The organism is Paraburkholderia edwinii, from assembly GCF_019428685.1.
Lineage (GTDB): Bacteria > Pseudomonadota > Gammaproteobacteria > Burkholderiales > Burkholderiaceae > Paraburkholderia > Paraburkholderia edwinii.
Genome location: NZ_CP080095.1, coordinates 507,705 through 531,154 on the forward strand (window position 1 = coordinate 507,705; position 23,450 = coordinate 531,154).

Annotated in this window: 23 protein-coding genes; 8 read left to right on the forward strand and 15 right to left on the reverse strand. The window is 65.9% G+C overall.

The annotated features are described in order from the left end of the window. Window positions 1-159: 159 nt before the first annotated feature. Window positions 160-2,172 carry a flagellar hook-associated protein FlgK gene (flgK, locus tag KZJ38_RS02155; protein ID WP_219798584.1) on the forward strand — a complete coding sequence of 671 codons (2,013 nt, stop codon included), beginning with the start codon at window positions 160-162 and terminating at the stop codon, window positions 2,170-2,172. Between the two features lie 9 nt (window positions 2,173-2,181). Further along, window positions 2,182-3,426 carry a flagellar hook-associated protein FlgL gene (flgL, locus tag KZJ38_RS02160; protein WP_219798585.1) on the forward strand — a complete coding sequence of 415 codons (1,245 nt, stop codon included), beginning with the start codon at window positions 2,182-2,184 and terminating at the stop codon, window positions 3,424-3,426. Between the two features lie 66 nt (window positions 3,427-3,492). Here flgL and fliR read toward each other — a convergent pair whose 3' ends face one another. From fliR to fliF, 13 genes are all read right to left on the reverse strand, one after another. Then, window positions 3,493-4,284, reverse strand: a complete 792-nt coding sequence (gene fliR, locus KZJ38_RS02165; protein WP_219798586.1) for a flagellar biosynthetic protein FliR — start codon at window positions 4,282-4,284, stop codon at window positions 3,493-3,495. Window positions 4,285-4,381: 97 nt separating this feature from the next. Continuing rightward, entirely contained in the window at window positions 4,382-4,651 is a 270-nt protein-coding gene (fliQ, locus tag KZJ38_RS02170) for a flagellar biosynthesis protein FliQ (RefSeq protein ID WP_219798587.1), read from the reverse strand. A gap of 73 nt (window positions 4,652-4,724) precedes the next feature. Beyond that, entirely contained in the window at window positions 4,725-5,495 is a 771-nt protein-coding gene (gene fliP / locus KZJ38_RS02175) for a flagellar type III secretion system pore protein FliP (protein WP_219800075.1), read from the reverse strand. 60 nt (window positions 5,496-5,555) lie between these two features. Further along, window positions 5,556-6,158, reverse strand: a complete 603-nt coding sequence (fliO, locus tag KZJ38_RS02180) for a flagellar biosynthetic protein FliO (RefSeq protein WP_219798588.1) — start codon at window positions 6,156-6,158, stop codon at window positions 5,556-5,558. Beyond that, a complete protein-coding gene (fliN, locus tag KZJ38_RS02185; RefSeq protein WP_425518296.1) occupies window positions 6,155-6,652 on the reverse strand; it encodes a flagellar motor switch protein FliN in 498 nt (165 codons plus the stop codon). The genes fliO and fliN overlap by 4 nt, the downstream gene beginning before the upstream one ends. Beyond that, a complete protein-coding gene (gene fliM, locus KZJ38_RS02190) occupies window positions 6,645-7,643 on the reverse strand; it encodes a flagellar motor switch protein FliM (RefSeq protein WP_219798589.1) in 999 nt (332 codons plus the stop codon). Before fliM ends, fliN begins: the two co-directional genes overlap by 8 nt. A 60-nt stretch (window positions 7,644-7,703) precedes the next feature. Further along, the gene (gene fliL / locus KZJ38_RS02195; protein ID WP_219798590.1) at window positions 7,704-8,216 is read right to left on the reverse strand and encodes a flagellar basal body-associated protein FliL; all 513 of its coding nucleotides are present in this window, start codon (window positions 8,214-8,216) and stop codon (window positions 7,704-7,706) included. A 194-nt stretch (window positions 8,217-8,410) separates the two neighbouring features. After that, complete coding sequence (locus tag KZJ38_RS02200) at window positions 8,411-10,006, reverse strand: flagellar hook-length control protein FliK (RefSeq protein ID WP_219798591.1); 1,596 nt, start codon at window positions 10,004-10,006, stop codon at window positions 8,411-8,413. A 135-nt stretch (window positions 10,007-10,141) separates the two neighbouring features. After that, window positions 10,142-10,591 carry a flagellar export protein FliJ gene (gene fliJ, locus KZJ38_RS02205; protein ID WP_219798592.1) on the reverse strand — a complete coding sequence of 150 codons (450 nt, stop codon included), beginning with the start codon at window positions 10,589-10,591 and terminating at the stop codon, window positions 10,142-10,144. A gap of 2 nt (window positions 10,592-10,593) precedes the next feature. Then, window positions 10,594-12,090 (reverse strand): flagellar protein export ATPase FliI, encoded by a 1,497-nt coding sequence (gene fliI, locus KZJ38_RS02210; protein ID WP_219798593.1) that lies wholly within the window; start codon window positions 12,088-12,090, stop codon window positions 10,594-10,596. Further along, complete coding sequence (gene fliH, locus KZJ38_RS02215) at window positions 12,084-12,761, reverse strand: flagellar assembly protein FliH (RefSeq protein ID WP_219798594.1); 678 nt, start codon at window positions 12,759-12,761, stop codon at window positions 12,084-12,086. The genes fliI and fliH overlap by 7 nt, the downstream gene beginning before the upstream one ends. Beyond that, window positions 12,748-13,743 carry a flagellar motor switch protein FliG gene (gene fliG, locus KZJ38_RS02220; protein ID WP_075158458.1) on the reverse strand — a complete coding sequence of 332 codons (996 nt, stop codon included), beginning with the start codon at window positions 13,741-13,743 and terminating at the stop codon, window positions 12,748-12,750. Before fliG ends, fliH begins: the two co-directional genes overlap by 14 nt. Next, entirely contained in the window at window positions 13,733-15,544 is a 1,812-nt protein-coding gene (gene fliF / locus KZJ38_RS02225) for a flagellar basal-body MS-ring/collar protein FliF (RefSeq protein ID WP_219798595.1), read from the reverse strand. Before fliF ends, fliG begins: the two co-directional genes overlap by 11 nt. A gap of 251 nt (window positions 15,545-15,795) precedes the next feature. On the opposite strand from fliF, the gene fliE reads away from it, so the two are divergent. The 5 genes from fliE to KZJ38_RS02250 all read left to right on the forward strand — a co-directional run bounded on the left by fliE (window position 15,796) and on the right by KZJ38_RS02250 (window position 19,218). Beyond that, entirely contained in the window at window positions 15,796-16,128 is a 333-nt protein-coding gene (gene fliE / locus KZJ38_RS02230) for a flagellar hook-basal body complex protein FliE (protein ID WP_219798596.1), read from the forward strand. A 212-nt stretch (window positions 16,129-16,340) separates the two neighbouring features. After that, entirely contained in the window at window positions 16,341-16,775 is a 435-nt protein-coding gene (gene fliS / locus KZJ38_RS02235; protein WP_219798597.1) for a flagellar export chaperone FliS, read from the forward strand. Beyond that, window positions 16,772-17,098, forward strand: coding sequence for a flagellar protein FliT (locus KZJ38_RS02240; protein ID WP_219798598.1), 327 nt, complete (start codon window positions 16,772-16,774; stop codon window positions 17,096-17,098). The genes fliS and KZJ38_RS02240 overlap by 4 nt, the downstream gene beginning before the upstream one ends. Before the next feature lie 186 nt (window positions 17,099-17,284). Continuing rightward, entirely contained in the window at window positions 17,285-18,817 is a 1,533-nt protein-coding gene (gene fliK, locus KZJ38_RS02245; protein WP_219798599.1) for a flagellar hook-length control protein FliK, read from the forward strand. Beyond that, on the forward strand, window positions 18,814-19,218 hold the full coding sequence (locus KZJ38_RS02250; protein ID WP_219798600.1) for an EscU/YscU/HrcU family type III secretion system export apparatus switch protein: 405 nt from the start codon (window positions 18,814-18,816) through the stop codon (window positions 19,216-19,218). Before fliK ends, KZJ38_RS02250 begins: the two co-directional genes overlap by 4 nt. A 75-nt stretch (window positions 19,219-19,293) precedes the next feature. On the opposite strand, the gene KZJ38_RS02255 is transcribed toward KZJ38_RS02250, so the two are convergent. Further along, window positions 19,294-20,988 carry an isovaleryl-CoA dehydrogenase gene (locus tag KZJ38_RS02255; protein ID WP_219798601.1) on the reverse strand — a complete coding sequence of 565 codons (1,695 nt, stop codon included), beginning with the start codon at window positions 20,986-20,988 and terminating at the stop codon, window positions 19,294-19,296. Window positions 20,989-21,215: 227 nt separating this feature from the next. Here KZJ38_RS02255 and KZJ38_RS02260 point away from each other — a divergent pair, with 227 nt between their 5' ends. Then, window positions 21,216-23,063, forward strand: coding sequence for an ABC transporter ATP-binding protein (locus tag KZJ38_RS02260; RefSeq protein ID WP_219800077.1), 1,848 nt, complete (start codon window positions 21,216-21,218; stop codon window positions 23,061-23,063). 54 nt (window positions 23,064-23,117) lie between these two features. On the opposite strand, the gene KZJ38_RS02265 is transcribed toward KZJ38_RS02260, so the two are convergent. Beyond that, entirely contained in the window at window positions 23,118-23,450 is a 333-nt protein-coding gene (locus KZJ38_RS02265; RefSeq protein WP_219798602.1) for a hypothetical protein, read from the reverse strand.

Consider the following 23,450-nt stretch of genomic DNA (forward strand, 5'->3'; position numbering starts at 1 on the left):
GGCAAAGTCCGACATGGACCGCCGACTGCAGCGCCGACGTCGTTCGACTCGCGAGCTCTGAGTCCGCGCAATTTCTAAACTTCCGGCATTCGGCGCCGATATACCGCTTGTTCACGCACAATCGGCGGCCGTCGCTTGACCCGCCTTTCAGGAGCACGCATGTCAGGAGGAAACCTATTCGGCATTGCCATGAGCGGACTGAATAACGCTCAGCTGGGCATGTCGGTGACGGGAAATAACATCAGCAACGCGGCTACGCCGGGTTACAACCGCGAGCTCGTGCTGTCGGCCGAATCGAACGGGATGAATACGGGTTCGGGCTTCATCGGTGGCGGCGTGACCACGGTGACGATCCAGCGTCAGTTCAGTTCGACGCTGTTCACCGAACTCACCGGCACGCAGGCGCAAACCTCGTCGCTGAGTTCGTATTCGACGCTGATCACGAGCCTCAGCAATCAGATCGGCAGTCCGACCGCGGGGATTGGCGCGGACATCACCGCGTTCTTCAGCAGCCTGCAGACACTGTCGGGCAAGGCGACCGATGGTCCGACGCGCCAAACCGTGCTCAACAGCGCGCAGGCCCTGGCGAACGACATCAACGACATGGGGCAGCAGATCGACCAGATGCGGCAAGGTCTCAATACGACTTTGTCGAGCACGGTCACGCAGATCAACAACCTCACGAAGCAGATCGCGCAGCTGAACACGCAGATCGCGCAAGCCGGCTCGGCAGGCCAGCCGCCAAACCAGCTGCTCGATACGCGCGACCAGGCGGTCATGCAGCTGTCGCAGCTCGTCGGCGTGAACGTCCAGTCGGGAAGCGACGGTTCCTATTCAGTCACACTGTCGAACGGCATGGCGCTCGTGCAGGGCAACCAGAGCTACCAGCTCGGCACGACGCCGTCGCCGGGCAATCCGGCGGAACTCGCGGTGACCTATCAGGAACCCGATTCGACGAAGCCCGGCTCGTTCATCACGACGGTTCTGCCCGACACGTCGATCTCCGGCGGTTCGCTTGGCGGCACGCTGCAGTTCCGCAGCCAGACGCTCGATCCGGCGGCCCAGCAGCTCGGCGCGCTCGCGACCAGTTTCGCCGCGCAGGTCAATGCACAAAACGCACTCGGCCTCGACTCGGCCGGTAAGCCGGGCGGCCCGCTCTTCCAGGTCGGCGCGCCGAACGTGATCGCGAACCTGAAGAACACCGGCAACGCGTCGGTCGCGGCAACGCTCACGGATCCGGCCAATCCGCCGGTCGGCGACCTGAAGCTCACGTTCGACGGCACCAACTACACGCTCACGAATGCCTCGACGGGCGCGGTGCTCGGCACCTCGCCGCCGCCCACCGCAGGCAATCCGCTCACGATCGGCGGCGTGTCGATGACGATCACCAACACGCCGGCGGCCGGCGATTCGTTCACGATCCAGCCGACCGAGGGCGCGCTCGACAGCTTCGGCGTCACGAGTACGTTCGTGTCATCCAACGGCGGCGCGATCGCTGCGTCGTCGCCGGCGATCGCGTCGCCCGGTTCGGCGAACACCGGCAACGGCAACATCAAGATCGGGACGGCCAGCGCGGGCTTCTCGATCACGGCGTCGATGACGCTCACGTACAACAACACGACGAATCCGCCGACGCTGTCCGGCTTCCCGCCGGGCACGCAGGTCACCTTCGGCAACCCGCAGCAAACCGTCACGATCAATGCGACCACCGACACGGTGCCGTACGATCCGGCCAACGGCGATACGTACACCATTAACGCCGTGCCGCCGAACACGTCGCCGAACGGCATTTCGTTCTCGCTGTCGGGCACGCCAGGCAATAACGATACGTTCACGATCGCTCCGAACTCCGCGAGTTCCGCGGACGGAAGCAACGCAACGGCACTGTCGAACCTTAGCAATAGCACGGTGTTCGACGGCACGACGCTGACGAACGGCTACGCATCGTTCGTGAACAACATCGGCAATACGGCGAGCAACATCAATGCGATGGCGACGGCGACAGGCAGCAAGCTTGCGCAAATCACGGCGCAGCAGCAGTCGGTCTCGGGCGTGAACCTCGACGAAGAGGCGACCAACCTGCTCGAGGACCAGCAAATGTACCAGGCGTGCAGCAAGGTCATTCAGACCGCGCAGTCGCTTTTCGCAACGCTCCTGCAGGCAGTTGGGTAAGGGTCAATCATGCGAATCTCTACATCATCGATGTACCAGAACACCATCAACAACATGGATAACCAGCAGTCGACGCTTGCGCAATTGCAGCAGCAGGCTTCGACGCAGATCCGCGTTGCGACGGCCGCCGACGACCCGCTCGGGGCGGCGCAAGCCGTGCAGCTGTCGGCGGCTGGCTCGGTACTCGCGCAGTTCGCGTCGAACCAGAGTGCGGCGACGAGCGTGCTGCAATCGGAAGACACGACGTTGAGCGGCGTCTCCCAGACGCTGCAAGCCATCCTGACCCAGCTGAACGGGCTGGGCACGGGCTCGGACAATGACAGCAACCGGCAGGCGGCTGCGCAGGCGCTGCAGGGCCTGCGCGATCAGCTGATGTCGCTCGCGAATACCCAGGATCCCTTGGGCAACTACATGTTCTCGGGTTTCCAGGGCGGCACCGCGCCGTTTTCGAACTCATCGAATGGCGGCGTGACCTACAACGGCGACATGGGCACGCGGCAGATCCAGATCTCGAGCACGACCTCGGTGGCCACTGCCGACAACGGCGCGAGCGTGTTCCTGAGCGTGCTGCCCGGTCTGTCGGACCCGGTCGCGGCCGGTGCGTCGACCAACGCCGGCACGGGCGTAATCGGGGCAGTGTCGGTTTCGACGACGGGCTCGGCGGGCAGTAACACGCCTTACTCGATCACATTCCTCGCGGATCCGACGACGGGCGCGCTCGACTATCAGGTGAACGACACGTCGACCAACCCGCCTACGGCGGTCGGCACGCCGCAAGCGTACACGGACGGTCAGGCGATCACCCTCAGCGGGGGCGAAAGCGTGACGATCACGGGCACGCCGCAGGTCGGCGATTCGTTCACGGTCACGCCCGCCGCGCAGGGCAACACTGACGTGTTCCAGACGATCGACTCGGTAATTGCCGCGTTGAAGAACCCGGCGCAAGGCAATCCGGCCGCCCTGGCGACCATCGAGAATGCGATCAACACCGCGCATACGCAGATCGACAACACGATGACGAATGTCGCCACCGTGCACGCGTCGGTGGGGGGGCGCGAGCAGCAGGTGACCGCGCTCGGTCAGGCCAACACGAAAGAGGCGCTGCAGAACACTACGGTTCTGTCGTCGATCATCCAGGCCGATCCGGCTACGGTGTTCAGCCAGCTCACGCTGCAGGAGTCGATGCTGAGCGCGACCGAGACGACGTTTGCGTCTACTCAGAAGCTGTCGTTGTTCTCGGTCATCCAGCCGTAAGCGCCGGCGCGCTACACGCCAGGAAAAGGGCCACGAAACGGGCCACGAAACGGGCTATGAAGCGGGCTATGAAGCGGGCCGCAACGCAAGCGCGATGCGGCCCATTTCTTCGATCCCGTTATCGATCATCCGCGCGAACAGCGGAATCATATTCGGCAGCATCAGCTGGATCAGCAGCAGGCCGACGAGCATCGTGACGGCAAAGCCGATCTGAAAGATACCGATCTGCGGCGCCGCGCGGTTCAGAATGCCGAGGCACAGGTTCGCGATCAGCAGCGCTGCGACGACCGGCAGCGCGATCAGCATGCCGCCCGCGAACAGCGTCGCGCCCCATTCGGCGAGCATGCGCCAGCCGGGCGCGCTCAGGACGTTCGCGCTCACCGGCACCGACTGGAACGTCATGACGAGTGCGCTGATCACCTGCAGGTGACCGTCGAGCGCAACGAACGCGAGCAGCGCGATCATGTTCAGCAGCATCGACACCACATCGGTCGAGCCGTGCGATTGCGGGTCGATCAGTGTCGCGAAACCGAGGCCCATGCCAAGGCCGATAATGCCGCCGGCCGTTTCGACCGCGCCGAACACGATCTGCATCGTGAAGCCGAGCGCGAGGCCGATCAGCAGCTGGTTGACGAGAATCCATGTGCCGGCCGCCGAAAACACCGTGACTTGCGGCATGGCGCCAAGCGTCGGCGCGACGATCACGGCGATAAATGCCGCGAGCCCGACCTTCACGCGAATCGGCACCGACGCATGACCGAGAATCGGCGCGCTCGCCACGAGCGCGAGAATGCGCACGAACGGCCAGAGAAACGCGGTAAGCCACGCGTTCAGCTGCGCATAGGTGACGGTGAACATGGCGGTCGGATTCGAATGCGACGGCTAATACGTGAATACGTGCGCAAGAGCGGCATGCGCAACGGCGGCATACGCGCCGCGTCGCGTTCCGCTTCTTTCAGTTCGCGACGTTCGGTATGTTCATCAGCACCTGACGCATGTAGTCGATCATCGTCTCCAGCATCCACGGACCGGCGATCACGAGCGTGACGCCGACTGCGGCGAGTTTCGGAATAAAGGTCAGCGTGCTTTCGTTGATCTGCGTGGCGGCCTGAAAGAGGCTCACGATCAGACCGACGATCAGGGCGACGAACAGAAGCGGCGCGGCAAGTAGCAGCGTGACACGCATCGCGTCGTGCGAGAGGGTCATTACGGTTTCCGGCGTCATCGCGGTGGTGCTCCTGCGTCGGTTGAAAATACCGGTGAATATCGGTCGAAACCGGTGAAAAAGCGTGTGCGGGCTACGTGAAGCTTTGCGCAAGCGAGCCGATCAGCAGCTGCCAGCCGTCGACGAGGACGAACAGCATCAGCTTGAACGGCAGCGAAATCGTGACCGGCGACACCATCATCATGCCCATCGACATCAGCACGCTCGCCACGACGAGGTCGATGATGATGAACGGAATGTAGATCGTGAAGCCGATCTGGAACGCGGTCTTCAACTCGCTTGTGACGAACGACGGCACGAGCAGCGACAGCGGCACGTCTTCGGGCCCCTGCATCGGCGGCGTGTGCGCGATCTTCGCGAACAGCGCGAGATCGGTTTCGCGCGTCTGCCGCAACATGAAGGTCTTGAACGGTGCGACGCCGCGCTGGACGGCATCGTCCATCGAAATCGTGCCTGCGGAAAACGGCTTGTAGCCGTCGTTATAGGCCTTGTCGAGCACCGGCGACATCACGAACAGCGTCAAAAACAGCGCGAGGCCGACCAGCACCTGGTTGGGCGGCGTGGTCGTCGTGCCCATCGCCTGGCGCAGCAGCGACAGCACGATGATGATGCGCGTGAAGCTCGTCATCATCAGCACCATCGCCGGCAGGAACGACAGCATCGTGAGCACGAGCATCGTCTGCACGCTCAGCGAATACGTCGTGCTGCCGTTCGGGCCCGGCGTGGCGTTCAGCGCCGGCAGCCCTGCTACCTGCGCGAAGGAAAGGGACGGGAGCGCCAGTATCAGCGCCGGCAGCAGCAGCGCCACCAGATGCCGAAGCCGGACCGACGAGCGAAGCTGCATGAGCGAGGTCAATGCGCGGGCCGCGCCGTCGTGGCGCATCGCGGAACGAAGCACTTCCATCTATCGATCTCCGCCGCTGTGTCGCTGTAGACGTTTCGCCGCTTCGCTTTTCAGCGCCTCGCGAAAGCGCTGGCCGAAGGTGCCGGGCAGGCCGCTGCCGGCTGCGGAAGTGGAGTGGTGGCCGTCCGTGGAAGGCGCGCCGAAGTCGCCGTCGCTGGAACCGGAGCCGGTGTGGCCGGACCCCGCGTGGCCGGCGCCAGTCGAGCCGGCCGGCATCGCATACAGCAGCCGCACATTGCCGGGCGCCGCGCCGAGCACGAGCCACTGGTCGCCGATTTCGACAACCGCGACGCGTTCCTTGCCGCCGAGCGACGTGCCGCCGACCGTTTTCACGAGCCCGCTGCGTTGTCCCGGCTGCAGGCCGAGCCGGCGCGCAAGCCAGGCACAGCCGAACACGAGCCCGATAACGACGGCCAGTCCGACGATGGTTTGCAGCAGCGCACCCACACCCAGCGCCGGTACCGCGGATCCCGCGCCGACGCCCGAGGCGATCTGCGCAGCGTGGTTGACTGCATTGAGATCCGCCGCCCATACGGGCAACGGAACAAAAAGCGAAAAGGCTGCGAACGGAGCAAGCCGCATCGCGAGCACTGCGGGTTTCATCGGTTCAGCTTCCGGATCCGCTCGGACGGCGTGATGATGTCGGTCAAACGGATACCGAACTTGTCGTTGACCACCACGACTTCGCCCTGTGCAATCAGGCAACCGTTGACGAGCACGTCCATCGGTTCGCCGGCGAGACCGTCGAGTTCGACGACCGAGCCCTGCGCGAGCTGCAGCAGGTTACGGATCGCGATCTTCGTGCGGCCGAGCTCGACCGTCATCTGGACAGGGATGTCCAGGATCATGTCGATATCGTTGCGCGTCGCGGTCGACGTGACCTTCGACAGCGGCTGAAACACGCCTGCCGCCGCGGCGGGCGCCACGTCATTGCCGTTCTGTTCGGCCAGCGCGGCCGCCCAATCGTCGAGCGCGGCTTCGTCGGTTGCGTCGCCTGCCGCCTGACCCGCTACTTCCGCTTCCGGAGCGATTTCCGGCAGCGGCATTGCGGGTGCTGCGTTGGGGGTCGGGGTAGGGGTCCCGTTCAGATCACTCATATCCGCCTTCCTTCATCGTTTCCGCGGCGCTGATCATCTTCAGGACCCGCAGCGCGTATTGACCATTGAAAATTCCGTAACCGCATTCCATCACCGGCACGCCATCCACCTTGGCGGTGATGAACTCGGGGATGTTGATCGGCAGCACGTCGCCCGCCTTCATGTTCAGGATCTTCTCGAAGGTGATCGGGATCTGCGCGAGGTCGGCGGTCAGCTCGACCTCGGCGGCCTGCACCTGCTGCGACAGCACGCGCACCCAGCGGCGGTCCACTTCGAGCGCCTCGCCCTGAATCGGCGAAGACAGCACGTCGCGAATCGGCTCGATCATCGAATACGGCATGCAGATGTGCAGCGTGCCGCCGGTCGGCCCGAACTCGATCGAGAACTGCGTGACGACGACCACTTCGTTCGGCGTCGCGACGTTCGCGAACTGCGTATGCATTTCCGAGCGCACGAATTCGAACTGCAGCGGGCGCACGCTCTTCCATGCGGTCGTGTAGTGCTCGAACACGAGGCTCAACAGCTTGCTGATGATGCGCTGCTCGGTCTGCGTGAAATCGCGGCCTTCGACGCGCGTGTGGAAGCGCCCGTCGCCGCCGAACAGATTGTCGACCACGAAAAACACGAGGTTCGGATCGAACACGAACAGCGACGTGCCGCGCAGCGGCTTCACGTGCACGAGGTTCAGGTTCGTTGGAATCGGCAGGTTGCGTGTGAACTCGCTGTACTTCTGCACCTTCACCGGGCCAACTGAAATCTCCGCCGTGCGCCGCATGAAGTTGAAGATGCCGACGCGCATCAGGCGCGCGAAGCGCTCGTTGATGATTTCGAGGCCGGGCATCCGGCCGCGGACAATCCGTTCCTGCGTCGCGATGTTGTACGGGCGCACGCCCGCACGGTCAGACTGATCGGACTTCTCGTCGTGCTCGCCAGTGACGCCTTTCAGGAGGGCATCGACCTCCTCCTGGGACATGAACTCTTCGTGGCCCATCTCGATTCCTTGTGCGTCGGTTCGCCTATTGAGAGAGACGCGCTTGCGCGCGACGCAGCGTCACTGAACGACGAACTCGGTGAACAGCACGTCGTCGACATGGACCGGCGGGCTGCCGGCTTCGGTCGGCTGTTCGATCAGCGCGGCGAGTTCTTTCGCGAGCGCACGTTTGCCGTCGAGCGGCGCGAGTTCGTCGGGGTGTTTGTTCGACAGCGCGAGCAGCACGCGGCTGCGGATTTCCGGCATATGCGCGGTCAGATGTTCCTGGGTCTGCTGGTCGTTGAGCTTCAGCGTCAGGCCGATGCGCAGATAGTGCTGTTCGCCGTCGTCCGATTGCAGATTCACGGTCATCGGCTCGAGCGCGAAGAAGACCGGGATCGGCGAAGGCTTCGGCGCCTGCGCGGCGGGCTGGGCCGGCGCGGCGGTCTCGTGGCGGCTCATGTAGAACCAGGTGCCGCCGCCGGCGAGACCGGCCGCGACGAGTGCGATCAGCGCGATCACGAGCGTGCGTTTGATCAGCCCGGGCGAGCGCGGCGCTACGGCAGCTTGCGGGTTTGCGGTCGTGGTGGCCATGTGTCGTGTCTGTAAATGCGGCGGCTGTCCGAGGTCAGCTTGAAGTCAGTTTGGTAGCGTGCATTGTTCGTTAAATGCAAGCCGGGTGATGGGCCGAAAAGAGGGGAGATTCGTGGTTAGCTCGCTTGTTCGCTCATTTGCCAGCGCGTCTGCCCGCTCATTTGCCAACTCATTTGCCAACTCAATTGTCCAAATCACGCAAACGTATCGACGAGCCCCACCGTCCGGCGCGTCGGGCCCGACGTCGTCACCGTCGTCGCGGCCGTGTCGTTCGCGCTGCCGCCGTCATAGCCGCCGCGGTTGCCGCCGCTTCTTCCGCCGTCCTGCGCCTGCTGCCCGCTGTGTCGCGCAAAGCCGTCGCTGACGCTAGTGCTGCCAAGGCCGATGCCGTTCTGCTCCATTGCGTCGCGCAGCTTCGGCAGCGCGGCTTCGATCGCGGCGCGCACGTCCTGGTGCTGCGAGACGAACAGCGCGTGCGCGTGATTGTCCGCGATCTGTAGCGTGACTTGCAGCGGCCCGAGGTTCGCCGGGTTCAGCGTCAGTTCGGCGCTCTGCTGACGCATGTTCGACATGAACACGACCTTCTGGCTCAGCGCTTCGTCCCAGTCGTTGCTGCCCACTTCAGGCGCAAGCGCGTTGTCGGTGTAGGCCGCGGCCCCCGACTTCGCCGATTGCGACGCGCCCGTGCCGCTAGCTGCCGCACCGGCGCCGCCCGCTTGCGTGGCGGCCAGTGCGGCATTGAGCGCATCGATGCCGCCGGTTGCGGCAGGCAGGCTCGCCGCGGCGGTCGCGTCGGCGTTGGCGGCGGCTGCTGCCGCTGCTGCCGCGCTCGCGTTCGCTTGCGTGGTTTGCTGCGCCTGGGCAGCGGTTGCGGCGACGGACGCGTTGTCGAACTGCATGCCGTTGTTCGCCGCGCCGTTCGCGCCCGCCTTCGCGTCGCCGAGCATCGGGCCGATGCCGAAGCCCTTGCCGTCCGAATTGCCGTGGCCGCCGGCCGTGAGATCGGCGCTCGCCTTATCGCTGCTTGCACCGTTGGCCGCGCCGGCGGCGAAGTTCTGCATGGGCAGGGCGGCGACCAGATCGGTGCGTCCGCTGTTCAGCGCCGCCAGCGCCGAGTCGACTTTCTGATGCACGGACTTGCCGCCCGTCGACAGACCGCCGAGGCCTTTGTGATCGCCGGTGCCGTCGGTCTTCGCATTGCCGGCGAGCGCCGCCGCGTTGGCGTCCGCGGCTGCCGCGTCGGCAGCCGTGCTGGCGTCCTTGTTCGCATCGGCCGCCGCGTTCGCGCGGGCCTGCGCTTGCGCCGCCGCCGCCGCGGCTGCCGCAGCGGCCGCTGACGCGTCCGCGCCATTCGACGCCTGCGTGTCCTGCGACTTCGAATTCGCGTCGCCGGTCTTGTCGTTGTCCGAGTTGCCGGCCTGCTGCGCGCTGTTGTCCGTCGAAGACGAAGACTTCGTCGACGATGCATCCTGCGACGAGCCCGGCTGCGCCGGTTGCGACGCCTGCGCGCTATCGCCCGGATGCACGGTGCCGGTGCCGTTCGATGCGTTGGCGCTGTCCGCGCCATTGTTCTGCTGCGGCTGCGAGCCCGACGCGCTGGACGCGGACGACGGCTGCTGCGCGCCCCGCGCTGGCTGGGCGGAAGCGGCCGGATTGGCTGCATTCGTCTGCGCCGCGATGCTTTGCTGCAGCGTCTGCGCGAAAAGCGCCGCGTTACCCGCGCTTGCGGAATTCGAAACCGCCGCGCCTTGCGCGGACAGCAACGAATCGATCATCGAAATTTTCGACATGATGTTTCCCGTCGGTCAAAGCCCGTCTCCCGCCCTAGGCAGGGTTGGGGCACGATAGTCAAACCAGGTCCACTCAATCCGGCCGCCTTCAACGCGCGAACGCACGCGAGGCGCGATGCGCGTGACTTGCTTGCGTCAGGCGTTGCCGGTCCGCATCCTCAAAATCCGTGCGCCGAACTCGTCGGCGTCCTTCTGTTCGCGCCGCGCGACCTTGCGCGCTTCGGCCGCTTCGCCGCGTGCTTGCAGCACCTCATACGAGCCGAGTTTCTGCTTCTGCTTCTGCCACTCGGGCTTGGCCGCCTCGAGGCGCGCCGTCGCGTTCGCAAGCTGCCGGCGTTGCTGCTCGATCGCCGTGTCGAGCGTGTCGATAAACGCCTGGAAGTTGCGCATGTTGCCGGCCGCCATACCGAGCTGCGCGGACGTCGTAAAGCGCGTGTAGTACTCGTTGCGGTACTCGATCAGCGCATTCAGCTGCTTTTCGATGTCGTTGCGGTCGCGCTGCGCACGGCCAAGGCGCTGCGCGGCGGCGTCGAGTTCTTCCTGAGCCAGCTCGATCAGCATCTGCAGCGGGGTAGGGTCCGCCATCTTCAGCCTCCTTCGTTGAACAGCGCGCCAAGCGCCTGCAGGCTCGCGTCGAATGGTGCGCATTCGCGATAGCCTTGCTGCAGGAACGCCTCGATGCGGGGATAAAGCGCGATTGCCCGGTCGAGCAGCGCATCGCGCCCGCTCGAATAGGCGCCGACATTGATCAGATCGCGGTTGCGCTGATAGCGAGACAGCATCTGCTTGAACATGCGCGTCTTTTCCAGATGCTTGTCGTCGATGAGCGCGGTCATCGCGCGGCTGATCGACGCTTCGATATCGATCGCCGGATAGTGCCCGGATTCGGCGAGCGCGCGCGACAGCACGATATGGCCGTCGAGAATCGCGCGCGCCGAATCGGCGATCGGGTCCTGCTGGTCGTCGCCTTCGGTAAGCACCGTGTAGAACGCGGTGATCGAACCGCCGCCCTCGGGTCCATTGCCGGTGCGCTCGACGAGCGCGGGCAGCTTCGCGAAGACCGACGGCGGGTAGCCCTTCGTGGCCGGCGGCTCGCCGACCGCGAGCGCGATCTCGCGCTGCGCCATGGCATAGCGCGTCAGCGAATCCATCAGCATCAGCACGTGCTTGCCCTGATCGCGGAAATATTCGGCGAGCGACGTCGTGTACGCGGCGGCCTGCATCCGCAAGAGCGGCGAGACATCGGCCGGCGCCGCGACGACGACCGAACGCGCGAGGCCTTCCTTGCCGAGAATCTGCTCGATGAATTCCTTCACTTCGCGGCCGCGTTCGCCGATCAGGCCGATCACGATCACTTCGGCGCTGGTGTAGCGCGCCATCGTGCCGAGCAACACCGACTTGCCGACGCCCGAGCCCGCGAACAGACCCATGCGCTGGCCGCGGCCCACCGTCAGCAAGCCGTTGATCGCCCGCACGCCGACGTCGAGTACTTTGTGGATCGGTTCGCGGTGCAGCGGGTTGATGGTCGGCGCGGTCAGCGGCGCGTCGTCGGCGACGGCGAGCGGGCCGAGATCGTCGAGCGGCCGGCCCGATGCGTCGAGCACGCGGCCAAGCAGTCCCCAGCCGACCGGCAGGCGCTTTGCGCCCGTCATCGGGTCTTCGACCGGCGCGCTTTCGAGCGGAAAGACGCGCGCGCCGGGCAACAGGCCATGCACTTCGGTGGTCGGCATCAGAAACAGACGATCGCCGTTGAAGCCGACCACTTCCGCTTCGGCCATCGGCAGCGTGCTGCCGGGCGGCAATTCGATCATCACTTCGGAGCCGACCGAAAGCCGCAGTCCGACCGCTTCGAGCACCAGACCGGCTGCGCGGGTCAGGCGTCCGCATGCGCGCAGCGGCTTCGCGATCGCATTGCGCTCGCGCAATCCGTCGAGGCGCTGGCGCCATGCCTGCAAATGAAGGTTGTCCGCGGCGACAGCCGGCCGCGCGTGCGGCGGATTCGACCCGACCGACGCCAGCGCGATCTCGCGCTCGAGCGGCGTGAGATCGTTTGTGTGGATGTCGTCGAGGGTCGGCGTCACCATGTGCTCACCTTGCCGAGCGCGGCTGCGACGCGCTCCCAGCGCGTGCCGATGGTCGCGTCCACCTCGCCGGTCGCGGCCTGCGCGCGGCAGCCGCCGCGCTCGATCGCGGGATCGGTGCGCACGTTCCAGCCGCGCGCACGCAGTTCGTCCATCAGATACGCCTCGACGATCGGCAGATCGGCCGGGCTCACGATCAGATGCGGCGCGCCGGTAAGAGCCGGTTCGGCCGCGATCACTTCGCGCGCCGCGGCGAGCAGCGCGGTCGGGTCGTGCTGCACATGCTGGCGCACGACCTGCTGGGCGATATCGAGCGCGAGCGCGACCAGCGTCTCGGCCACTTCGCTTTGCGCGGCGCCGAGCGCGCCGGTAAACGCATCGGCGATCGCGATCACGCGCTCCGCTTCCTTGCGCGCTTCGGCCCGTCCCTGTTCGACGCCCTTCGCGTGTCCCTGCTCGTAGCCCGCCTGATAGCCGAGCGCCTGTCCGGCCACATGGCCCGACGCGACTCCCTCGGCATGCGCAGCGTCGCGAAGCCGCTGAATCTCGGCTTCGATGTCGCGTTCGTCTTCAACGGGTTCGGGTTCCGGCACCGGATCGAACGATGCCATCTCCCACCGCTGATACGCGGACAGCACGTCGCTGCGCGCGGGCTCACGTTCAGACATACGCATCTTCCGCCTTGCCGCCGATCACGATCTGGCCGCTCTCGGCCAGGTTGCGCACGATCTGCAGGATGCGGCGCTGCTGCGTCTCGACTTCCGAGACGCGCACCGGACCGCGTGCATCGAGGTCTTCGGCGAGCAGTTCGGCCGCGCGCTGCGACATGTTCGACAGGAACTTCTGACGCAGCGCCGGCTGCGCGCCCTTCAGCGAGATGATCAGCGCTTCCGATTCGACTTCCTTCAGCAGCAGCTGGATCGCACGGTCTTCCAGATCGAGCAGGTTCTCGAACACGAACATCTGGTCGATGATCTTCTGCGCGAGTTCCGCGTCGTACTGGCGCACGTTTTCGAGCACCGATTCCTCGTGATTGCTCGGCATGAAGTTGAGGATTTCCGCCGCCGTGCGGATGCCGCCCATCGGGCTGCGCTTCAGGTTGTCGCTGCCCGACAGCAGGCCGGTCAGGACGTCGTCGAGTTCACGCAGCGCGGCCGGCTGGATGCCGTCGAGCGTGGCGATCCGCAATAGCACGTCGTTGCGCAGGCGCTCGGTGAAGCAGGCGGCGATTTCCGAGGCCTGATCGCGGTCGAGGTGCACGAGAATCGTCGCGATGATCTGCGGGTGTTCGTTCTTGATCAGTTCGGCGACCGCAGCCGAATCCATCCACTTGAGGCCTTCGATGCCGCTCGTGTCGCTGCCTTGCAGAATCCGGTCGATGATCGCGCCGGCCTTGTCCTCGCCGAGCGCCTTGGTCAGCACCGAGCGGATGTAGTCGCTCGAATCGAGCGAGAGGGCCGTGTGCTGTTCGGCTTCGCGCGCGAATTCCTGCAGCACTTCGTCGACCTGTTCGCGCGTGACGTTGCGCAGCGCGGCCATCGCCACGCCGATCTTCTGCACCTCGCGCGGGCCGAGGAACTTGAATACCTGCGCCGCCTCTTCCTCGCCGATCGACATCAGCAGCAGCGCGCTCTTGGTTATGCCTTCAGCGTTCATCGGACACCCAGTTCTTGACGACGGTTGCGACGATCTTCGGATCCTGGCGCGCGATCTGGCGCGCGTACTCAAGATTCTTCTCGAATCGATGCTTCTCGTTTTCGAACGCGAGCAGCGCCGCGTCCGAGCCTCCTTCTTCAAGCCCGGCCCGCTCCGAGGCCGGCACACCGTCTAGCAGCATCGGCTCGTCCGCCGACGACGCGAGCGCTCCGGCGCTTTGCGTCTGTTCGGCCGGCGGCGGGAACGCGCGGCGCAGGGCCGGCTTCACCATCACGAAGTAGAGGAACAGCGCGACGGCAGCGATGCCGAGATACGTCGCAATCTGCTTGCCGAGCGCGATCATGTCCGGCTGGCGCCACCACGGCAGGTTCGCGTTCGGGTCGACCGGCAGCGTGAACGGGCTGTTGACCACGTTGACCGAGTCGCCGCGCTTCGCGTCAAAGCCCATCGCGTCCTTCACGAGCTGTTCGACCTGCGCGAGCTTGTCGGCCGGCAGCGCCTGCTGCGTCGTGTGGCCCTTCGCGTCGGTGTGCGGCAGGTAGTTCACGACCACCGCGACCGACAGCCGCTTGATACCGCCGCCGCCTTGCTGGAAGTGACGCACGGTCTTGTCGAGCTCGTAGTTCGTGGTCGAATCCTTGTGGTCGCTGATCGGCGTAGGCGGCGTCGCACCGCTCGCGCCATTCGGCGCGTCGATCGGCGCTTGCGTGGCCTGCGGCGGCTGGTTCGACAGCGCGCCCGGCACGCCCGAGGCGCCGGCCTGCTGCATCTGCGTGTCGCTGGTCGACTGCTGGCTGCGGATCGCCGCCTGTTGCGGGCTGCCGTTCGGCTGGTACGTTTCGGCGGTCTGCTCGACCTTCGCGAAGTCGATATCGGCGCTGACCTGCGAGTGCGCGTTGCCGGCGCCGAACAGCGGCGCGAGGATCGCATCGATGCGCTGCTGCGTGTCGCGCTCGACCTGTTTCACATATTTGAGCTGCGTCGCGTCGAGCCCGGTGCCGGCGCTCGGCTGCGTCAGCAGGTTGCCGTCCTGATCGACGATCGTCACGTTACGCGGCGACAGCTGCGGCACGGCCGAGGCGACCATATGCGTAATCGCGTTGACCTGGCCTTCGTCGAGCACGCGGCCCGGGTACAGGTCGACCATCACCGCGGCGGACGGCGGCTCGGCGTCGCGCACGAACACGGATTGCTTCGGAATGGCCAGATGCACGCGCGCCGACTGCACCGTCGAAATCGACTGGATCGTGCGTTCGAGCTCGCCTTCGAGCGCGCGCTGGTAGTTCACCTGCTCGGCGAACTGGCTGATGCCGAATTTCTGGTTGTCGAGCAGTTCGAAGCCGACCGAACCGCTTTTCGGCAGGCCTTGCTGCGCGAGACGCATGCGCATTTCATGCACCTGGTCGGCCGGCACCATGATCGCGCCGCCGCCTTCGGACAGCTTGTACGGAATATTGGCCTGCTGCAGGGCGGCGACGATCGCGCCGCCGTCGCGGTCCGACAGGTTGCTGTACAGCACCTTGTAGTCGGGCGCGCGCGACCACAAGACAAGGCCGACCACGACGGCAATCAGCACCGCGAGGGCGATGATCAGCGGCGCGCGCGGGTTGCCGCGCATCTGCGTAATCGACGACGGGAACGACGACAGCCGTTGCGCGAAGTTGCCGCCGAGGCCGCCAAGGTCGGCCGCGCCGGCCGACTGGCCGGCAGCGGCGCCCGCCGTGCCTGCGGCGGGCTGCGCGTTCGCGAGGCCCATGCTGCGGCTTTCGGGGTTGATCAGGGAATTGGCTGACGAATCCATGCGTCGGGGTTCTCCGGGATGCCTGGGTCTCGTCCGCGGGAGCCGCGCCATGAGCGTCGGGCGCGCGGACAGAGACTTTCACGATGCGCATTTTCCCCTGCGGGATGCAACGCGATTGGCCGAATAGAGCAGGGTTTTCCCCCTACTTTCACGACTGTCTGTAAGGCGTCGCCGTTTATGCTTCCCGTCAATCCGGTATGGCGGCCGCTCTTGGTTCGCGCAGCCGGTTCTTCTTCCTTCCTGGAGAAATCATGACCGTCGCGAATCCGCTTACTTCCGCGCTGCAGCAGATCCAGTCGATGGCGTCGGAAGCGGCCGGCGACCCCGCCGCATCGGGCGCACAGGCCGGTGGCGCCTATGCCGGCGGCTTCGGCGCCGCGCTCAAGGCGTCGCTCGACAAGGTCAGCAACGACCAGGTCGCGGCCGACAACCAGGCGAAGGCGTTCGAAGTCGGCGCGCCGAATGTGTCGCTGAACGACGTCATGATCGACGGCGGGAAGGCCAACATCGGCTTCCAGTTCGCGCTGCAGGTGCGCAACAAGCTCGTCACCGCCTACAACGACATCATGCAGATGCAGGTGTAAAAGGCGTCCTGAGCGGATTCCTGAGCGGCTTCCCGGATCGGCACCCTCAGCGGCGTCTCGCGCGCGTCAGTCAGTCCTCGCTTTTGCACCCTAAAGCTTTGTCCTGACCGTCCGATAACACGGACACACAGTCGCCGCACTGCGATTACGGGAGCGGAGGGACTGACTTTGTCTGATCCAACCGCAGCGCGCATCACACAGGAGGAGCGCCGATGTTTTCCCCAGGGCATGCCGGAGCCAACGCTTACGCACGCGTGGGCAACGAGACAGGGGTGATGGGCGCGAGTCCGCATCGTCTGATCGCGCTGCTGATTCAGGGCGCGCGCCAGGCGGTTGCGCAGGCGCGTTTCCATCTGCAGCACGGCGAGGTCGGCCGGCGCGGTGAGACGATCGGCAAGGCGATCCGGATCATCGAAAGCGGTCTGCAGGCGTCGCTCGACCGCAATGCGGGCGGCGAAATCGCCACGCGGCTCGATGCGCTGTACGGCTATATGGCAAGGCGCCTGCTGGAAGCGAATATCAAAAGCAACGAAGCGATGCTGATCGAAGTCGACGGACTGCTCGCAACGATCGAGGAAGCATGGACGGGTATTGGGCCGGAAGTGGCGCGGATGGCTGCACAGGTATCCGCGGAAGCGGTGAGATGACTGCAAATCAGGAATACTTCGCCCGCTATGAGGCGATCGCGGCAATATCGTGCCGGATGTTGACGGCCGCCCGCGATGCGCTGTGGGGCGAACTGGCTCACATGCAGAACGAGTACCGCAGTCTGGTTGACAGTCTTAAGGAATCTGAAGTGGGCGTGCATCTCGACGACGACGAGCGCGGCCGCAAATACGAGCTGATTCGTGAAATCCTCGCCAATGACGCTGCGATCCGCGAACTCGCGAATCCGCGTCTCGCGAAGCTGTCCGCACTGTTCGCGGGCCGCACGGCGAAGGTGCTGAAAGAGATCTACGGGGCGCGGTGAGACAGGCCAGCCGCCGGCGCACGTACGTCGGCGGCGGTTTGCCTTCCGCATTTTTGCGTGCTCATTATGCACGCTGATTTTGAGCGATTTCTTCGCACCGACCTAGTGCGCTTCGGTTGCGCACCGGCCGTTTCCAGGTTTTTGTTTCTAATTTCTGTTTTTTCCGAGCGACAACAGGAAGGATGCATGACCAACATCGACACGGCCGTAGCTGCGCTGCTTGCCAGCCGCGTCGACAGCCTGTTGTCGATCGCTTCGCGCGGCAACGCCACGACTGCGCAAACGGGTACGTCGGCACTGGCCGTCGATACGCCGACCTCCGGCACACCGGTATCGTTACTCGGTAACCAGCCGCAAGCTTCCGCCCAAACCATTCTGTCGCGCATTGCGCTGACGCTCGACGCGATCATGCGTGCGGGCGGCGACGCGACGCCGTCGCTCGTCGGCCAGTGGCCGATCTGGCCGGTCGTGCCGGCGCTCGACGATGGCGGCGGCATGCTGGCGGACGGCGCGCAAACGGGCGCGGCAAGCGGCAACGCGGCGCAAGCGAACGCGGGTGGGGCGGCTGCGTCCGGCGCGGCTGCTGCGGCGTCGCCGGCCGAGGCCGACGCCGAAGCCGGCGCCACGCAGGGCGCGGCGGGCGTCACGCCTGCAGCCGTGTCCGTGCCCGTCGACGCGCTCGCTGCCGCATTGCGCCAGACGGTCGGCGAAAGCGGGCTCTTTTACGAATCGCATCTCGCGCAGTGGCTAAGCGGGCAGCGCCCGCCCGCGTCGCTGTTCGACGAGCCGCAGAACCGGCTCGTGCTCGAAACCTCGCAAATGCCGCCCGACTGGGCGCTCGACCCGAGCACAGCCGACGAAGACGGCATCGCGCCGTGGTGGCGCGGTGGTTCCGCACAACAAGGCGGCGCGGCCCAGGCGAACCCGGGTTCGGCGCGCGAGGCGCAGGGCAATCCGATGCCAATAACGGCGCGCTTCGCGGCGGCCGTGCAGGAATTCGCCGGAGACGCGTTCGGCGCCGGGTCGGCCTCGTCCGCACGCGACGGTGCACAGGCCGGCAACGCGAACGCCGGGGTCAATGGCGGTGGCCAGGCCAACGCCGCGCAGGCCCAGCTTTCCACGCAAATGATGGCTTCGTCGGTGCATCCGGCGACGGTTACGCTTGTGCGTCAGCAGCTCGATCTGCTCGCGACCGGCGAATTCCGCTGGAGCGGCGAGGCTTGGCCGGGCGCGCGTCTGGACTGGACCATCGAAGAGCGCGGCGACCGCTGGTCGCGCGGCGGCGACGCCGACGCGCCCGATTCCGAAGCGCTGCGTCCCTGGCGCACGCGGCTCACGCTGTCGTTGCCTTTGCTCGGCACGGTCGACGCGGACCTCACGCTCGTCGGCACGCAATTGACCGCGCGTGTCCAGGCGAGCCCGTCGGGCGCCGCACGGCTCGCGGCGCAAGGCGAATCGTTCCGGCAGCGTCTGGCGGCGGTCGGCATTGCGCTCAATGCGCTGGCGATTCGCGAAATTGCCAGCGGACCTGACGAAGGCGCCGCGGGCCGGCCGGCCGGCTGGACCGGCGCGCCATCGATGCAGGCCGCGGCGGCTGCCTATGCGCGAGCCGCGGCTGCCGCTGCGGCACACGCCGCTGGCGCCGCGGGCGAAGTACAGGCCGGCAGCCATAGCGAAATGCCGCCGTTCGATCTCTTCGACGGAGACGTTCCGCTTTGAGCCGCACCACCCGCAGAAGCGCCGCAGCACTGTCCTACGACGACCAGCAACCGGGTGCGCCGCGCGTCGTCGCGAAGGGCTATGGGCTCGTCGCGGACATGATCGTGCAGCGCGCGAAAGAAGCGGGTCTCTATGTGCACGAGGCGCCCGAGATGGTGTCGCTGCTGATGCAGGTCGACCTCGACTCGCGGATTCCGCCGCAGCTTTACGCGGCGGTCGCGGAACTGCTCGCGTGGCTGCACCGGCTCGAAAGCGGTGCGGCCGACGCGACCGAGGCGGCGCCGCAAGACAAGGACATCAACGTGACGGTCGATGCCGCAAATCCGGCGGATCCGGCTGTCGATGCGGCGGCCGCGCGTCTGCCGCGCGGCGACGTGCCGGCGACGCGCTGGTTGAAGTAGCGCAGGCGCTCGCTCGCCCGGTTCCGCTGCGGCTGGACCGAGTGCGTGCCGCACCTCTCACTTCTGCTTCTCTATCTACCCCGCAAATGCGCGTTCGACGATCGCCGCATGATCGAGCGTCGCCGGCAACGTTCCATACACACGCCCGCTGTCGCCGCAACCGTCCGCGATTCGCGTCGCGATAAACGCATCGGCGACGACGGGCGGCGCGTGCTGCACGAGCAGCACCGCCTGCGCGATCAGCACCAGTTGCTGCGCGATGCGGCGCGCGGCGGCTTCGCGCGTATCGGGCGATGCGGCGAGCGCCGCGAGCAGCCGGTCGAGCGCGGCCGGGAGCGCCGAAGCGGGCGACGCGTGATGCTGTGCGACGTCGCGCCATTGCGTGAGCAGCGCCTGCGCGGCTTCCGGTTCCTTTTCGAGTGCGCGCAGCACGTCGAGGCACATCACGTTGCCCGATCCTTCCCAGATCGAATTGACCGGCGCCTCGCGATAGAAACGCGCCATCGGCCCTTCTTCGACATAGCCGTTGCCGCCCCAGACCTCCATCGCCTCGCCGGTGAATTCGAGTGCGCGCTTGCAGATCCAGTATTTCGCGGCCGGCGTAATGAGGCGCCGCCATGCGCGTTCCTCGAGCGTGCCCGTCGAGTCTTCGAATGCGCGTGCGAGGCGCATGACGAGGACGGTCGCCGCTTCCGCTTCGAGCGAGAGGTCCGCCAGCACGTTGCGCATCAGCGGCTGTTCGGCCAGCAGCCGGCCGAACGCGCTGCGATGCCGCGTGTGATGAATCGCCTGCACGAGCGCCGCGCGCATCAACGCCGTGCTGCCGAGCGCGCAATCGAGGCGCGTGTAGTTCGCCATTTCGATAATGGTCGGCACGCCTCGGCCTTCGTCGCCGACCATCACGCCGTAGGCCTCGAAGAATTCGACTTCGCTGCTCGCATTCGAGCGGTTGCCGAGCTTGTTCTTCAGACGCTGGATGTGTACGGCATTCCGGTTTCCGTCGGGCGTAAAACGCGGCACGAAGAAGCACGACACACCTGCGTGATCGTCGGTGCGCGCGAGCACCAGATGCGCGTCGCACTGCGGCGCCGAAAAGAACCACTTGTGACCGACCAGCCGATATTCGGCGCCGCGGCCCGAGCCGCTCGACCCGAGCGATGCAAATGCATGCGTGCGGTTGCTGCGCACATCCGAGCCACCCTGTTTCTCGGTCATGCCCATGCCGATCATCATCGATTTTTTCTGGGTGAGCGGCACGTCGCGCGGATCGTGCTCGCGCGTGTAAAGCTGGTCGCGCAGCGCCGCAAACAGTTGCGGTTCGCGCTGCAGCACGGGGATGCTCGCGAAGGTCATCGTGATCGGGCATAACGCGCCTGATTCGATTTGCGAATGCAGCAAGTAGGCGGCGCAACGCGCGACCATTGCGCCGGGTTGCGGATCGGAAAACGGCAGGGCGTGCACGCCTGCCGCGCGCAGTTGCGCCAGCAGCGTGTGCCATGCCGGATGGAATTCGAGTGTATCGATGCGTTCGCCGCGTGGGCTGTATGTCATCAGTTCGGGCGTGTGACGGTTCGCGAGGTCGCCGAGCGCGAGTACGTCGGGAGAACTCAGCGCCGCGCCGTCGCGCTCGAGTGCGGCGCGATGCCAGCCGGCGCCTTCGCGTTCGACGGCGGCGACGAGCGCCGCGTCGCTTGTGAACAGGTTGTATCCGGTGAGTTGCGGTACCTGGTTTGTCACTTCGTGCGTGTTGCCGGGTCCGAATGTTTCCATCAGATGTCTCCGTCTGCAACGTGGGCGAGCGTTGTCGATTGTCGCGCGGCCCGCGCCGCCGTGGTGATTTTTCGGAAGCGTGGGGCGGCGTCGCGAAAGTGGGGTGTCAGGCGAGCGGCTTGCTACGGGTGAGGACGCGGGCGGCCTGACGCCGCCACGCTCCGGTGCGCACGCGCGTGCGAACCCGCCAGACGAGGAGTCATCCAGCGATGCTCGAAAGCCTCGGAATGGGCAGTGTGAAGTCCAACGCGGCCAACGCGGCCGGCGGCCCGCGTGCATCGCGCACGCGCGGCCGCCGTGCGAAAACGCTCGCGCGGTACGCCGGAAAGCCGATTTTGCTGCTGCTGCAATACGTTGGCCGCCGTCCGCTTGCGCATGCATTCGTTCTGCTAGGCATCGTTGCGGCGGTGGGCTGCTCGCTCGCGTCGCAGTTTGCGATCCGGAATCTGATCGACGCGTTGCCGCACGGGCGCGCGCATCCTGCGGGCGTGATTGCCGCATTCGTGGTGATCGTCGTGCTGCTGTTTGCCGACAACCTGTTCTGGCGCGTGTCGGGCTGGATCAGCGTGCGCACCTTCGTCGCGGTGACGGGCGACGTGCGGCGTCAGCTGTTCGGCTACGTGACCGGCCATTCCTCGACGTATTTTTCCGAGGTTCGGCCCGGCATGCTGGCAAGCCGCGTGTCGGCGACGGCGAACGCGGTGTTTTCGATCGAGAACACCGTTGCGTGGGTTGCGCTGCCGCCGCTGCTATCGGTGCTCGGCGCAATCGCCATTCTGGGATGGGTGAACGTGTGGATGGCGCTTTGCCTGCTGCTGATCTCGGTCTGCATGGCCGCGGTCCTGTTCTGGCTTGCCGGCAAGGGAAGCAGCAAGCACATGCGCTTCGCGTCCGACGCGGCTTCGGTCGACGGTGAGCTCGTCGATGTGATCGGCAATATGGCGACGGTGAGGATGTTCGTCGCGACCCAGCGCGAGAGCGCCCGGCTCGACGCGTTTCTGTCCGGCGAGATGGCGTCGCGGCAAACGAGCCTGCGCTACCTCGAGAAGCTGCGTCTGCTCCATGCGGCGGCGACCGCGTTGCTGTCGGCGGGGCTGCTCGGCTGGGTGTTGTGGCTGTGGACGCAAGGGCGCGCGACGACCGGCGACGTGGTGCTCGTCAGCTCGCTCGGATTTGCGATTCTGCATGGCACGCGCGACCTCGCGGTTGCGCTTGTCGACGTGACCCAGCATGTGTCGCGGCTTGCCGAAGCGGCGCAGACGCTGCTCGTGCCGCGCGAGATGGACGAAGCGATCGGTGCGCCCGCGCTGCAGATCCGCGACGCGAATATCGACTTCGAGAACGTCACGTTCGCGTATCCGGGCCGCCGGCCGGTGCTCGATCACTTCAGCCTGCATATCGACTCGGGGCAGCGCGTGGGCCTTGTCGGTCCATCCGGTGCGGGAAAGACAACGATACTCGCGCTCTTGCAGCGTACGTTCGATCCGCCGCGGGCGTCGGGTGCGGTCGCGATTTCGGGCCAGCGACTCGCCGATGTGAGTCTGGCGAGCCTGCGCGACGCGATTGCGGTCGTGCCGCAGGACATCTCTCTATTCAACCGGACGCTGCTCGAGAACATTCGCTACGGCAAGCCCGATGCGAGCGAAGTCGAAGTGCTGCGTGCCTGCGAGCGCGCGAACTGTCTGGACCTGATCCGCTCGCTGCCCGACGGCCTCGAGACGGTGGTCGGCGAGCGCGGCGCGCGTCTTTCCGGCGGACAGCGGCAACGCATTGCGATTGCGCGCGCGTTTCTGAAGGACGCGCCGATTCTGCTGCTCGACGAAGCGACGTCCGCGCTCGATAGCGAATCGGAGGCGGCGATCCAGCATGCGCTCGACCGGCTGATGACGGGGCGCACCGTGGTGGCGATCGCGCACCGGTTGTCGACGCTGCGCAACTTCGACCGCATTGTGGTGATCCAGCATGGCCGTCTGGTCGACGATGGCACGCCGGGTGAACTGAGCAAGCGCGCGGGGATTTATCGCGATGTGCTGCTGCGGCGTGAGCGGCGCGCGGGGGCGGGCGTGTTTGATTGACTGTGTTGCGAGCTTGAGCGAAGCGGGCACGGGCAGGCGACCGGCGCGGGTGGCCTAGCGCTTTTTCCCGTATCTACCGAACACGAAGCCTGTGAGCAGGCCGGCGGCAAGAACGACACCCGTTACCCACGATGTCGAGACTAGCGGCGCAGTCGCGGATTGACTTGCCGGCGCAACGACGGCGGCGACGTCGCTTGCGCTGATTTGCGTCATCGTCGGAATCTCGTCGATGCCATAGACGCATATCTCGCCGGTCGGAAGCGCGCAGAACCGCGCGGCAGGGCATTGCGTCAGGATCTTTTGCGGGGCGCCTTCTCCGCAAACGGCTCCCGCTCCTTTCAGCACCTTCAATGTGACATCCGGGTACTTCGTGATCTGTTCAGGCAT